The organism is Bradyrhizobium sp. P5_C11_2, assembly GCF_054049755.1.
On record NZ_JBFULT010000196.1, the window covers coordinates 1 to 12,203 of the forward strand.

The window sequence follows — 12,203 nt, forward strand, 5'->3', positions numbered from 1 at the left end:
CTCGTGGTCCTGCACCTGCGCTGCAAAAATCGTCGCGGCGAGCTGCGGCGCCATGGTCGCGCAGCCCAGTGCGCTTGCGGCCGCAACCGGGTTGCGCTTGTGCGGCATGGTCGAGGAGCCGCCACGGCCTTCGCCGGCGGGCTCGAAAGCTTCCGCGACGTCGGTCTGCATCATCAGCGAGACGTCGCGGGCGATCTTGCCGCAGCTCCCGGCGAGAATCGCGAAACCCGATGCGGCTTCGGCAATCCGGTCGCGATGGGTGTGCCAGGGCGCCTCGGGCAGCGGCAGATTGAGCTCGTGTGCGAGCCGTTCCGCAACGGCGAGACCCTTGTCGCCGAGCGCTGCGAGCGTGCCGGCGGCGCCGCCGAATTGCAGCGCGAGGCCCTCGCGGCGGAGCCGGCGCAGACGGCAGCGGGCGCGGGCGAGGCTTGCGGCGTATTCGGCGGCTTTCAGGCCGAACGGCATCGGCAGCGCATGCTGCAGCCAGGTCCGCGCCACCATCGCGGTGTGGCGATGTGTCCGCGCCAATGCGGCAAAGCCCTTGATGGCGCGGCTGAGGTCGGCGTCCAGCGCATCGATGCCTGCGCGAAGCGTCAGCATGGTGGCGGTGTCGATGACGTCCTGGCTGGTCGCGCCCCAATGCACGTAGCGCGCAGCTTCCGCATCAGCCTTGCCGACATTGGCGGTCAGCATCTTGACCAGGGGGATCGCCAGATTGCCCGATCGTGTCGCGGCCTCGGCCAGCGCCGCCATGTCAAAGGTATCCGCCTTGCAAGCCGTTTCGATCGGGCCCACGGCGCCGGCGGGAATCACGCCGGTGGCGGCTTCGGCCCGTGCCAGGCCTGCCTCAAAATCGAGCATGTTCTGGAGGGTGGACCGGTCGTCGCAGACGGCGCGCATGGCCGTGCTCGACAGCATCGGCGCGAGCAGGGGGGAGAGGGATGTGCTCATGTTGCGTGCGACCTAACCACCACAGCACGGCTGTGCCAATCCCAAACCGCTCACGCAAGCTTTTTGCAGTTGCGAATATGCATTGCACGTGACCGGGGGGCACCCTTTCCTTTGCGGCCCCCGTGCGTTACTTGAGCAGCGCTACTCAACGTGATCCCGGGAGGCACCCATGGCCATGACAATGAACGGCGAAGTCCAGCTTGCGGCGCCGCGCGAAGCCGTGTGGGCCAAGCTCAACGATCCCGAGGTGCTGAAGGCCTGCATCCCCGGCTGCGAGGAGCTGGAGAAGACCGACGACGGCGGTTTTCGCGCGGTGGCCAAAATGAAGGTCGGTCCGGTGTCGGCGCGCTTCAAGGGCAAGGTCATGCTCAGCGATCTCGACCCGCCGAACGGCTACAAGATCTCCGGCGAAGGCGAGGGCGGGGTGGCCGGCTTCGCCAAGGGCGGCGCCGTGGTCAAGCTCGCGGAGAAGGACGGTGGCACGCTGCTCGCCTATGACGTCGAGGCGCAGATCGGCGGCAAGTTGGCGCAGCTCGGCCAGCGCCTGATCAACGGCACCGCCAAGAAACTGGCCGACGAATTTTTCGCGAACTTCGCCAAGGCGGTACAGGGCTGAAGGCCCTCGCGTTTTGTCATGGCGCCTTGCGTCCGGGGTGATGTTGCCCCGGGGCATAATGGCCCATATGATGGGTTGGAATAATTATAAGAACCGCTTCGACGGGACCCGTTGGGGCGCTGATAGAGAGTGCTTATGGCAAAAATCTCCCTCATCGTGAACGGCAATCCTGTCACGGCCAACGTCGATCCCCGCACCCTGCTGGTGCAGTTCCTGCGCGAGAATCAGCGGCTGACCGGGACCCATGTCGGCTGCGATACCTCGCAGTGCGGTGCCTGCGTCGTGCATCTCGACGGCAAGGCCGTGAAGTCCTGCACCACGCTTGCCGTGATGGCCGACGGCCACGAGGTCAAGACGATCGAGGGACTGGCCGCCGACGGTGCGCCGCTGCATCCGATGCAGGAGGCTTTCCGCGAGCACCACGGCCTCCAGTGCGGATTCTGCACGCCGGGCATGATCATGACCGCGATCGACATCGTCCATCGCAAGGGCCACGAGCTCGACGACCACACCATCCGCGAGGAGCTGGAAGGCAATCTCTGCCGCTGCACCGGCTATCAGAACATTGTCGCCTCGATCGCCGCCGGCGCCAAGGCGATGGCGAAATCAGACCTCGCCTAACCCGACACGCGCGCATCCCGCGATCAGGACACCCTCATGTACGAATTCAAATATCATCGCCCCGGGACCGTGCGGCAGGCGGCCAACCTCCTGGTGAAGAACGAAGACGCCAAGTTGATCGCCGGCGGCCACACGCTGATTCCCGTCATGAAGCAACGGCTCGCGAGCCCGCCGCATCTGGTCGACCTCTCCCACATCGAGGGGCTCGACGCGATCGAGATGAAGGGCCGCTCGCTCGTGATCGGCGCCACCGCCAGGCACGCCGAGGTCGCAAGCTCGGCCATCGTCGGCGAGGCGATCCCGGCGCTCGCCAATCTTGCCGGCGGAATCGGCGATCCCGCCGTGCGCCACAAGGGCACGATCGGCGGCTCGCTCGCCAACAACGATCCGACCGCGGATTATCCGGCCGCGGTGCTCGCGCTCGGCGCCACCATCGTCACCAACAAGCGCCGCCTTAAGGCCGAGGAATATTTCCAGGGCCTGTTCACGACCGCGCTGGAAGCCGACGAGATCATCACCAAGGTGATGTTCCCGCTGCCGAAGAAGGCGGCCTACATCAAATTCCGCAACCAGGCCTCGCGCTATGCGCTGGTCGGCGTCTTCGTGGCGCGGCGTCCGTCGGATGTGCGCGTCGCCGTCACCGGCGCCGGATCGGAAGGCGTGTTCCGCGTCACCGCGTTCGAGGAGGCGCTGAAGAAGCGCTTCGCCGCCAAGGCGCTGGACGGCATCGAGGTGCCGGCGGAAGGCCTCAACAGCGACATTCACGGCAGCGCCGAATACCGCGCGCATCTCATCGGGGTGCTGACCCGGCGTGCTGTCGATGCCGCCAACGCCAAGGAATGAGTGGGCCGGATCAACTGGCCCGACACTTGCCCCCGGTGAGGGCTTAGCGAGACTGGCTCTTTCATGACTCTCACGGCCCTGCCGGCATCGGTCGATGCGATGCTCGAACTCCTGACGTCGCGCGGCTACCTCGCGGAGCGCTCGCTCGCGACGGTGACGTATCTGTCGCTGCGCATGGGCCGGCCGCTGTTTCTCGAAGGCGAGGCCGGCGTCGGCAAGACCGAGATCGCAAAGGTGCTGTCGGCGGCGCTGGGGCGGAAGCTGATCCGCCTGCAATGCTACGAAGGCCTCGACGTCTCGTCCGCCGTCTATGAGTGGAACAGCGCCTCGCAGATGATCGCGATCCGGATGGCCGAAGCCGCCGGCGACACCGACCGCGACCAATTGTCATCGGATATTTTCGCCGATCGCTTCCTGATCAAGCGGCCGCTGTTGCAGGCGCTGGAGCCCGATGTCGCGGGCCCGCCGGTGCTTCTGATCGACGAGCTCGACCGTGCCGACGAGGCGTTCGAAGCCTATCTCCTGGAAATCCTCAGCGACTTCCAGGTGACGATTCCCGAGTTCGGCACCGTGAAGGCGCCGCATCCGCCGATCGTCATCATCACCTCGAACCGCACCCGCGAGATCCACGACGCGCTGAAGCGTCGCTGTCTGTATCACTGGGTCGATTATCCCGCAGCCGAGCGCGAGCTCGCGATCGTCAAGACGCGGGTGCCGGGCATCTCCGCCAAGCTGTCGCAGCAGGTGGTGCGCTTCGTGCAGGCGCTGCGCAACCAGGACTTCTACAAGTCGCCGGGCGTCGCCGAGACCATCGACTGGGCCACCGCTCTGTCCGAGCTCGACGCCCGCTCACTGACCCCGCAAGTGGTCGGCGACACGCTGGGCGCGCTGTTGAAGTACCAGGACGACATCACGCGGATGCAGGGCGACACCTTGCAGAAGGTGCTGAAGGACGCGACGAGCGAGAATTGATCGTTGTTGTTCCGGGGCGATGCGAAGCATCGAACCCGGAACCTCGAGATTCCGGGTTCACGCTTCGCGCGCCCCGGAATGACGGCTGAGAGTGTGGACCCATGGCCATCAACCATCTTGCGCCGGAGCTGACCGAGCAATTCGCCGACAACATCGTCGGTTTTGCCCGTGCCTTGCGTGCGGCGGGGCTGCCGGTCGGGCCGGGGGCCGTGATCGACGCCGTGAACGCGCTCCAGGTGATCGACATCGGCAACCGGTCCGACGTCTTCACCACGCTGGAGGCGATCTTCGTCAAGCGCCACGAGCACGCGCTGGTCTTCAAGCAGGCCTTCAACCTGTTCTTCCGCGCCTCCGAGGAGTGGAAGCATATGCTGGATTCGGTGCCGCTTCCGGATGGCGCCAAGAAGAAGCCGCCGGCGGCCGCGCGCCGGGTGCAGGAGGCGCTGTCGCAGCCGCGGATGACGGAGACGCCGCAGCATCAGGAGCAGGATTTGCGCCTGTCGGTCTCCGACAAGGAAATCCTTCAGAAGAAGGACTTTGCGCAGATGAGCGCGGCGGAGATCGCGGAAGCGCTGCGCGCCGTCGAGCGCATGAGATTGCCGCAGGCCGAGCTGCTCACGCGCCGGCGCCGGCCCGATCTGCGCGGCCTGCGGCTCGACCTGCGCCGTACGCTGCGCGCCTCGCTCCACACCGGCGGCGACATCATCGACATCCATCGCCTCGGGCGGATCGAGAAGCCGGCGCCGATCGTGGCGCTGCTCGATATCTCGGGCTCGATGAGCGAATACACCCGCCTGTTCCTGCATTTCCTCCACGCCATCGGCGACGCCCGCAAGCGCGTCTCGGTGTTCTTGTTCGGCACCCGGCTCACCAACGTCACCCGCGCGCTGCGGCAGCGCGATCCCGACGAGGCGCTGGCGAGCTGCTCGGCCGCGGTCGAGGACTGGGCCGGCGGCACGCGGATCTCGGCCTCGCTGCACAACTTCAACAAATTGTGGGCGCGCCGCGTGCTGAGCCAGGGCGCCATCGTGCTGCTGATCTCCGACGGGCTGGAGCGGGAGGCCGATTCCAAGCTCGCCTTCGAGATGGACCGGCTGCACCGCTCCTGCCGGCGGTTGATCTGGCTCAACCCGCTGCTGCGATTCGGCGGCTTCGAGGCCAAGGCGCAGGGCATCAAAATGATGCTCCCGCACGTTGACGAATTCCGCCCCGTACATAATTTGAGTTCGATCCAGGAGCTGATCACCACGCTCTCCCGGCCGTTGCCGCCGCATCACCGCAGCCTGATCCGTTCCGCAGCTTGAGAGGCCACCCATGCTCGATCGCGACGAGGATATTCTGAAGGCGGCGGAGGACTGGCAGAAGGCCGGCCATGGCGTCGCGCTGGCCACCGTGGTGGAGACCTGGGGCTCGGCCCCGCGGCCCGCGGGTTCGAGCCTGGTCATCAATGACGACGGGACGTTCCTGGGCTCCGTCTCCGGCGGCTGCGTCGAGGGCGCCGTGGTCACCGAGGCCATGGATGTGATCCAGAGCGGCAAGCCGAGGATGCTGGAATTCGGCGTCGCCGACGAGACCGCCTGGAATGTCGGGCTGTCCTGCGGCGGCACCATCCGCGTCTTCGTCGAGAAGGTCGGCTAGCCGTGAAGCTCGAGATCCTGCACGAACTCAACGCCGAGCGCGCCGCGCGGCGGCCGGTCATTCTGGTCACCGACACCGAGAGCGGCGAGCAACGGCTGGTGAAGGCCAGGGATTTTGCCAGGGATCCGCTCGGCGCCGAGCTGGAGAAGCAGCTTCGCATGGGCAAGAGCGCCAATGTCGAGGTCGGCGGCAAGAAGCTGTTCCTCAACGTCTACGCGCCGACCGCAAAGCTCGTCATCGTCGGCGCGGTCCATATCAGCCAGGCGCTGGCGCCGCTGGCGCGCTCGCTCGGCTACGATGTCACCGTCGTCGATCCGCGCACGGCCTTTGCGAGCCCCGAGCGCTTCCCCGACGTTCCCTTGGTCGCCGAATGGCCCGACACCGCGCTGCCGCCGCTCAATGTCGATCACTACACGGCGTTCGTCGCGGTGACGCACGATCCGAAGATCGACGATCCGGCGCTGCTGCACGCCTTCGAGCGCGACTGCTTCTATATCGGTGCGCTCGGCTCGAGGAAGACGCATGCCAAGCGCGGCGACCGGCTGCGCGCGCAGGGCGCCAAGGACAGCGACATCGCGCGCATCCACGCGCCGATCGGGCTTGCCATCGGCGCGGTCTCGCCGTCCGAGATCGCGGTGTCGATCATGGCCGAGATCACGGCGGTGCTCAGGCTACCACCCAAAGAAAAAGAAGAAGCGGCATGAAATTCGGCCCGGCGAGCCCCAGGGATGCGATCGGCGGGGTGACCGTCCACACCCTGCGTCAGGGATCGCTGGTGCTGAAGAAAGGTACGACGATCGGCGCGGCAGAGGTCGAGGCCCTGACGCGCGCCGGCATCAAGGACGTCGTCGTGGTGCGGATGGAGGAGGGCGACGTTTCCGAGGATGTCGCCGCCGCCAGCATCGCGCTGGCCATCGGCGGCGAGGGCATCCATGTCGAGCGCGCCTTCACCGGCCGCGCCAATCTGTTCGCCGCGCGCCCGGGCGTGCTGGTGATCGACCGCGCTGCGGTCGACCGCGTCAACAACGTCGACGAAGCCATCACCTTTGCCACGCTCTCCGCCTACAAGCCGGTGGTCGAGGGCGAGATGGTCGGCACCGTCAAGATCATTCCGTTCGGCGTCGAAGGGACCTTGCGCGATGCCGCGGTGAAGGCGGCCGGCAAGGACGTGCTGAAGATCGCCCCCTACGTGATCAAGCGCGTCGGCGTGGTCTCGACGCTGCTGCCGGGCCTGTCCTCCAAGGTGATCGACAAGACGCTGCGCGTCACCGCCGAGCGGCTCGCGCCGGCCGGCGCCAGCATCATCGCCGAGCGCCGGGTCCAGCACGAGGAGCCGGCGCTGTCGGCTGCGATCAAGGAGCTGCTCGCCCTTGGCGCCGAGCTCGTGATCGTATTCGGGGCGTCGGCGATCGCCGACCGCCGCGACGTGATTCCGGCGGCGGTTACCGAGATCGGCGGCGAGATCGAGCATTTCGGCATGCCGGTCGATCCCGGCAATCTGCTGCTGATTGCGCGCGCCGGCGGCGTGCCGGTGCTGGGCGCGCCGGGCTGCGCCCGCTCGCCGGTCGAGAACGGGTTTGACTGGGTGCTGATGCGGCTGTTGGCCGGCATCAAAGTGACGCGGTCCGAGCTGATGGGCATGGGCGTCGGCGGGCTGCTGATGGAGATCGTGACGCGGCCGCAGCCGCGCGCCGAGCCGGAGATCGAGGGCAACAGCCATGTCGCGGCCATCGTGCTTGCGGCGGGACGCTCGACCCGGATGGGCGGGCCGAACAAGCTTCTGGCCGAGCTCGACGGCAAGAAGCTGGTGCTGATCGCGACCGAGCAGGCGCTGGCCTCCAAGGCATCCGAGGTGATCGTCGTCACCGGTCATCAGACCGAGCTGGTCGAGCAGGCGCTGAGCGGCCTCAAGGTCAGATTCGTCCGCAATCCGGATTTCGCCGGCGGTATCGCAAGCTCGGTCAAGGCCGGCATCGCGGCGGTGCCTGATGGTTGCGATGGCGCCGTGGTTTGCTTGGGCGACATGCCGCTGATCGATGCCGGCCTGATCGACCGTCTCATCGATGGTTTCGCCCCGGACCGCGGCAATCTCATCGTCGTGCCCGTCAGCGAAGGCCGCCGCGGCAATCCCGTGTTGTGGTCGCGCCGCTTCTTCAAGGAATTGATGACGCTCGACGGCGATGTCGGCGCGCGCCACCTCATCGCCAGGCATACGGAAGCGGTCGCCGAAGTGCCGGTCGACGGCGAGGGCGCCTTCCTCGACATCGACACGCCGCAGGCGCTGGAAGCGGCGCGACGGGGATGACGCTGCGTAGGGTGGGCAAAGCGAAGCGTGCCCACCAATCCCAGATTGAGATGTAGATGGTGGGCACGGCGCTTCGCGCCTTTGCCCACCCTACGCAGCGACGTCCATCACTCGCCTACTTCTTGGTGTTCGAGAGCTTCTCGCTGCCGGCAGCCTTCAGCTCGACGCCGCTCTTGGTCAGGAGGGCCTTGTCGCCGCTGCTGAACGTGAATGTGTCGGCGCCCGCGCTGATGCCGTTCCACGCGACCGCTTCGCCGAGGGACAGATACCACAATCCCTGGAATCCCGTCGCATTGTTCAATTGCCCGGTCCAGACGGTGGTCGAGCCGCAGCCGAGGAAATTCACCGAGAAGCTGATCGCGGTGCCGGTGTTGCCATAGGCCAGCCAGCCCGTGGCACCTTGCGGCTTGCCCTCATCGCAGCTGTTCGCGGCGTTGTTGGTGTAGGTCCCCGTGATCGCGCCGGTGTTCGAGTTGAAGTTGGTAATGGCCAGGGTCGAGCCGTACTGGTTGGTCCAGGTCCAGTTCACCGACTGCGCACGCGCCGGCGGAAGTCCGATCAGACACGCCGACGCAATCGTTCCCAACAGCATTGTATTGATTGGACGCATGGTCGCCTCCTCCGGCTCTCTGCTTGGAGCTTCGACGACTTTAAATGAAGCGATTGAAAAATACAACCATAAGATGTATATTTCTTCTGTTCGTCCCGGCACCGCTTTTCAACCACTCGTTCACCAAGTGGAAACGAGCCGCGCTTACAGTCGCCTCCACCTGCCTTGGGGGGAGGGGATTCCATGGCTTCGAACGTCGTCGCGCGCCGTTGCGCGATGTTTTTCTTTGCGCTGTCGGTTTGCGTCGCCGGCGCTCGCCACATCACGGATGCGCATGCGGCCGGTGCCTTCGCGGTCGGCAAGTGCGGCGCCTATGGCCAGGCCTATGATTATGTCGCCGAGCACGAGGCGCGCAGCGTGGCACAGAAGCAGTGCAAGGGCGATTGCACGACCGTCACGATGAAGCGCGCCTGCGCGGCAATGTCGGTCGATCTCTCCAACCCGTGCGGCGCCTATGGTTATGCCGTGAAGCCGAAGATCTCGGCCACGCTCAATGCCGCCACCCGCGAATGCTACAAATACGGCGGCAAGGAATGCGTGATCCGCGCCTGGGCTTGCGACGCGAAGGGTTGAATTTCTCTTGCTGTCATTCCGGGGCGATGCGTAGCATCGAGCCCGGAATCTCGAGATTCCGGGTTCGGTCCTTTGGACCGCCCCGGAATGACGGCGGAAAGAAAAGATGCAATTCGACACCAAGATCGCCGTCGTGATCCGCAGCGATCTTCAGGCCTGGCAGAAGCTCAATGTCGCGGCCTTCCTCACCAGCGGCATCGCGGCTGCGTTTCCCGAGTGCATCGGTGAGCCCTACGAGGACGGCTCGGGGACAAGATATCACGCGCTGATCGGCCAGCCGATCCTGATCTACGGCGCCGACGGTCCGGCGCTGTCGCGCGCGCTTGACCGGGCGCTCACGCGCAACGTCAAGCCGGCGGTCTATACCGAGGACATGTTCAAGACCACGCATGATGCCGCCAATCGCGAGGCGGTGAGGGCGGTGGCGCGTGCCGATCTCAATCTCGTCGGCATCGCGATGCGCGCCGAGCGCAAGGTGATCGATAAAATTATCGATGGTTTGAAGTTTCATGGCTGAGCTCGGCGCCGGTTGCGGCGGAGCTGCTGTCATCTCGCTGTCGTGATGCATCCCCTGCGCAAACATTGGACTCTTTGACTCCAATCAATGAGAGCCGTGCGGGTGTCGCTAGTCTGCCCTTGCAATGCAAAGGAGCAGACCCATGCCGACCATGAAAGCCGCAATCGTCAAGCAATTCGGCAAGCCGTTGGTGATCGAGGATGTTCCGGTGCCGCAGCCCGGTCCCGGCGAGGTCCTGGTCAAGGTCAAAGCCTGCGGCGTCTGCCACACCGATCTGCACGCCGCCTCCGGCGACTGGCCGGTGAAGCCGGTTCCGCCCTTCATTCCCGGCCATGAGGTTGCCGGCATCGTTGCCGCGCTCGGGCTAGGTGTGAAGAATCTGAAGGTCGGCGATGCCGTCGGCGTCGCCTGGCTGCACGATGCGTGTCTATCTTGCGAATATTGCGAGACCGGCTGGGAGACGCTGTGCGAGCACCAGCACAACACCGGCTACAGCGTCAACGGCGGCTTCGCCGAATACGTCATCGCCTCGGCCGCCTTCGCCGCAAAACTGCCGGCGACGGTCGATTTTGCCGCCGTTGCGCCGATCCTGTGCGCCGGCGTCACCACCTACAAGGGCCTGAAGGAGACCGAGGCGCGGCCCGGCGAGTGGGTCGCGATCTCCGGCGTCGGCGGGCTCGGCCATGTCGCGATCCAGTATGCCAAGGCGATGGGGTTCAAGGTCGCCGCCGTCGACATCGCCGAGGACAAGCTTGCGCTCGCCCGCGAGACCGGCGCCGATCTCGCCGTCAACGCGCTTGCAGCCGATGCCGTGGACAAGGTCCTGGCAGCCACCGGGGGAGGGGCGCACGGCGTGCTGGTGACGGCGGTCTCGACCGCTGCCTTTGCCCAGGCGCTGAAGATGGTGCGGCGGAAGGGCACCGTCAGCCTCGTCGGTCTGCCGCCGGGTGAATTCCCGACGCCGATCTTCGACGTCGTGCTCAAGCGCATCACCGTGCGCGGCTCCATCGTTGGCACCCGCCGCGATCTCGACGAGGCCATCGCTTTCGCCGCCGACGGCAAGGTCAAGGCCGAGGTGACCAAGGTGCCGCTGGCGCAAATCAACGACGTCTTCGAGCGGATGAAGGYCGGCAAGATCGACGGCCGCATGGTGCTCGATTTTGGCTAACGCCTTCGCCTTACCCCGGCGGCATGCCCGCGAATTTCGGCAAGCTCGGATCGAGGCGATCCCATTCATGTCCGCGCGCGGCGTAGGTGACGACTTGCGGCTTGTAGCGGGCGGGCTCGTCGAGGCTCGCGGCGCGGATGGTGAAGATGTCGGGCATGGCCGCGAAGGTCAGGTAAACCGGCAAGCCGCACTGCGCGCAGAAGCCGCGGGTCTTCACGTTGCCGCTGTCGCCGACCATGTCCCAGTGTTTTGCCTCGCCCGTCACGGTGACGCCGGCGCGTGCAAAGGTCATGTACGAGCCATGGCCGCTGCCGCTTTCCCGCTGGCAGTCCCGGCACTGGCAGTGATTGCTGAACAGGGGCTCACTGGTGATCGAATAGCGGATCGCGCCGCAGGCGCAGCCGCCGGTAAAGGGCTTGGTCATCGCGATAACTCCTTACTTTTCTTCGCTGCTGATGCTGTCGAGCTGCCGCACGACTTTCTTCCAGCCGCCGCTCATGCCCGTGTAGGCCGACTCGTTCCTGGGCAGGACGAAGCCGGCATGAACCAGGCGGATCCGCGTGCCGGCTTCGACCGGGGAGAGGGCCCACGTCACGACGGTGTCGAGCGGCGCGCCGTAGCCGGTGTTGCGCGCGTCGCCACCCTTCCAGGCGTAGACGAGGCGCCGGTTCGGCACGACCTCCAGAACGCGGCAATGGATCACGCCGTCCCAGGAGCCGCCCGGGGTGGTCTGGAACGTGAAGGCGTTGCCTTCGACGGCTTCGAAACCGGTCGGCGGCATCAGCCAGCGCGCGATCAGCTGGGCGCTGGTCAGCGCTTTCCAGATCGTCTCCGGCGCGTGAGGGAGCACCTCGTCGATGACGATGTCCCGGATGTTGTCTTGGGTTTCAGCTTTCAACTCGGCAGCACTCACGGATCGATCTCCTTCAAGAGGTCACGCAGGTTCTGGAAGCGCTCGCGCCAGAAGACGCCGTAATGATCCATCCAGGTCACCAGCGGCTCGAGGCCTTGCGGCGCGGCGCGGTAGTAGACGTTGCGGCCCTCGGCGCGCTCGGCAACGAGGCCCGCCTGCTTCAACGATTTCAGGTGCTGCGAGATCGCGCCCTGGGTCACGCCCGAGCCGCGCGTCAGTTCGGCGACGCTGATCTCCCTGCTCTCGAACACACGCTCGAACACGGCGCGGCGGGTCGGATCGGCAAGGGCGCGCATCACGGCGGTGACGGAGTTTTGGGCGGCTTCGATCATGCAAATCTATTAGCTGAAGCTAATGAATTAGTCAACGCTAATGTGTTGGTGCTCGACCCTTCGACCAATTCTCCGGTTGACTATGACTGACTAGTCAGTCATAAATGAGAAATGACAAAGAAGCCCACCAGCGCCGCCCCTGGA

16 protein-coding genes are annotated in these 12,203 nt (G+C 65.8%); 11 read left to right on the forward strand and 5 right to left on the reverse strand.

Going from position 1 to position 12,203, the window contains the following annotated elements; all coding sequences use genetic code 11:
- On the reverse strand, window positions 1–951 hold a 951-nt coding region (pcaB, locus tag ACXJL8_RS19295), incomplete at its 3' end, for a 3-carboxy-cis,cis-muconate cycloisomerase (protein WP_456685418.1).
- 169 nt (window positions 952–1,120) lie between these two features.
- Between pcaB and ACXJL8_RS19300 the strand changes: the two genes are divergently transcribed.
- The 8 genes from ACXJL8_RS19300 to ACXJL8_RS19335 all read left to right on the forward strand — a co-directional run bounded on the left by ACXJL8_RS19300 (window position 1,121) and on the right by ACXJL8_RS19335 (window position 7,946).
- Window positions 1,121–1,567 (forward strand): SRPBCC family protein, encoded by a 447-nt coding sequence (locus tag ACXJL8_RS19300; RefSeq protein ID WP_456618332.1) that lies wholly within the window; start codon window positions 1,121–1,123, stop codon window positions 1,565–1,567.
- A 135-nt stretch (window positions 1,568–1,702) separates the two neighbouring features.
- Window positions 1,703–2,188, forward strand: coding sequence for a (2Fe-2S)-binding protein (locus tag ACXJL8_RS19305; RefSeq protein ID WP_275194248.1), 486 nt, complete (start codon window positions 1,703–1,705; stop codon window positions 2,186–2,188).
- Between the two features lie 36 nt (window positions 2,189–2,224).
- Window positions 2,225–3,031: an FAD binding domain-containing protein gene (locus ACXJL8_RS19310; protein ID WP_456618331.1), complete on the forward strand. Its 807-nt coding sequence runs from the start codon at window positions 2,225–2,227 to the stop codon at window positions 3,029–3,031.
- A 63-nt stretch (window positions 3,032–3,094) separates the two neighbouring features.
- The gene (locus ACXJL8_RS19315) at window positions 3,095–4,003 is read left to right on the forward strand and encodes an AAA family ATPase (protein ID WP_456618330.1); all 909 of its coding nucleotides are present in this window, start codon (window positions 3,095–3,097) and stop codon (window positions 4,001–4,003) included.
- Window positions 4,004–4,104: 101 nt separating this feature from the next.
- The gene (locus tag ACXJL8_RS19320; RefSeq protein ID WP_456618329.1) at window positions 4,105–5,307 is read left to right on the forward strand and encodes a vWA domain-containing protein; all 1,203 of its coding nucleotides are present in this window, start codon (window positions 4,105–4,107) and stop codon (window positions 5,305–5,307) included.
- A 10-nt stretch (window positions 5,308–5,317) separates the two neighbouring features.
- Window positions 5,318–5,641 (forward strand): XdhC family protein, encoded by a 324-nt coding sequence (locus ACXJL8_RS19325; RefSeq protein WP_015685128.1) that lies wholly within the window; start codon window positions 5,318–5,320, stop codon window positions 5,639–5,641.
- 2 nt (window positions 5,642–5,643) lie between these two features.
- Window positions 5,644–6,345 carry an XdhC family protein gene (locus ACXJL8_RS19330; RefSeq protein ID WP_456618328.1) on the forward strand — a complete coding sequence of 234 codons (702 nt, stop codon included), beginning with the start codon at window positions 5,644–5,646 and terminating at the stop codon, window positions 6,343–6,345.
- Window positions 6,342–7,946, forward strand: coding sequence for an NTP transferase domain-containing protein (locus ACXJL8_RS19335; RefSeq protein WP_456618327.1), 1,605 nt, complete (start codon window positions 6,342–6,344; stop codon window positions 7,944–7,946). Before ACXJL8_RS19330 ends, ACXJL8_RS19335 begins: the two co-directional genes overlap by 4 nt.
- Window positions 7,947–8,061: 115 nt before the next feature.
- On the opposite strand, the gene ACXJL8_RS19340 is transcribed toward ACXJL8_RS19335, so the two are convergent.
- Window positions 8,062–8,556, reverse strand: coding sequence for an avidin/streptavidin family protein (locus ACXJL8_RS19340; RefSeq protein ID WP_456618326.1), 495 nt, complete (start codon window positions 8,554–8,556; stop codon window positions 8,062–8,064).
- A 183-nt stretch (window positions 8,557–8,739) separates the two neighbouring features.
- Here ACXJL8_RS19340 and ACXJL8_RS19345 point away from each other — a divergent pair, with 183 nt between their 5' ends.
- The 3 genes from ACXJL8_RS19345 to adhP all read left to right on the forward strand — a co-directional run bounded on the left by ACXJL8_RS19345 (window position 8,740) and on the right by adhP (window position 10,814).
- A complete protein-coding gene (locus tag ACXJL8_RS19345) occupies window positions 8,740–9,129 on the forward strand; it encodes a DUF4189 domain-containing protein (protein ID WP_456618325.1) in 390 nt (129 codons plus the stop codon).
- A 106-nt stretch (window positions 9,130–9,235) separates the two neighbouring features.
- Complete coding sequence (locus tag ACXJL8_RS19350) at window positions 9,236–9,646, forward strand: DUF2000 family protein (protein WP_456618324.1); 411 nt, start codon at window positions 9,236–9,238, stop codon at window positions 9,644–9,646.
- Window positions 9,647–9,788: 142 nt separating this feature from the next.
- Entirely contained in the window at window positions 9,789–10,814 is a 1,026-nt protein-coding gene (adhP, locus tag ACXJL8_RS19355; protein ID WP_456685419.1) for an alcohol dehydrogenase AdhP, read from the forward strand.
- Between the two features lie 10 nt (window positions 10,815–10,824).
- On the opposite strand, the gene ACXJL8_RS19360 is transcribed toward adhP, so the two are convergent.
- The 3 genes from ACXJL8_RS19360 to ACXJL8_RS19370 are packed head-to-tail and all read right to left on the reverse strand — an operon-like array spanning window position 10,825 to window position 12,059.
- Complete coding sequence (locus ACXJL8_RS19360) at window positions 10,825–11,238, reverse strand: GFA family protein (protein WP_456618322.1); 414 nt, start codon at window positions 11,236–11,238, stop codon at window positions 10,825–10,827.
- A 12-nt stretch (window positions 11,239–11,250) separates the two neighbouring features.
- Complete coding sequence (locus ACXJL8_RS19365) at window positions 11,251–11,727, reverse strand: SRPBCC family protein (protein WP_456618321.1); 477 nt, start codon at window positions 11,725–11,727, stop codon at window positions 11,251–11,253.
- The gene (locus tag ACXJL8_RS19370; protein WP_456618320.1) at window positions 11,724–12,059 is read right to left on the reverse strand and encodes an ArsR/SmtB family transcription factor; all 336 of its coding nucleotides are present in this window, start codon (window positions 12,057–12,059) and stop codon (window positions 11,724–11,726) included. The genes ACXJL8_RS19365 and ACXJL8_RS19370 overlap by 4 nt, the downstream gene beginning before the upstream one ends.
- Window positions 12,060–12,203 lie beyond the last annotated feature (144 nt).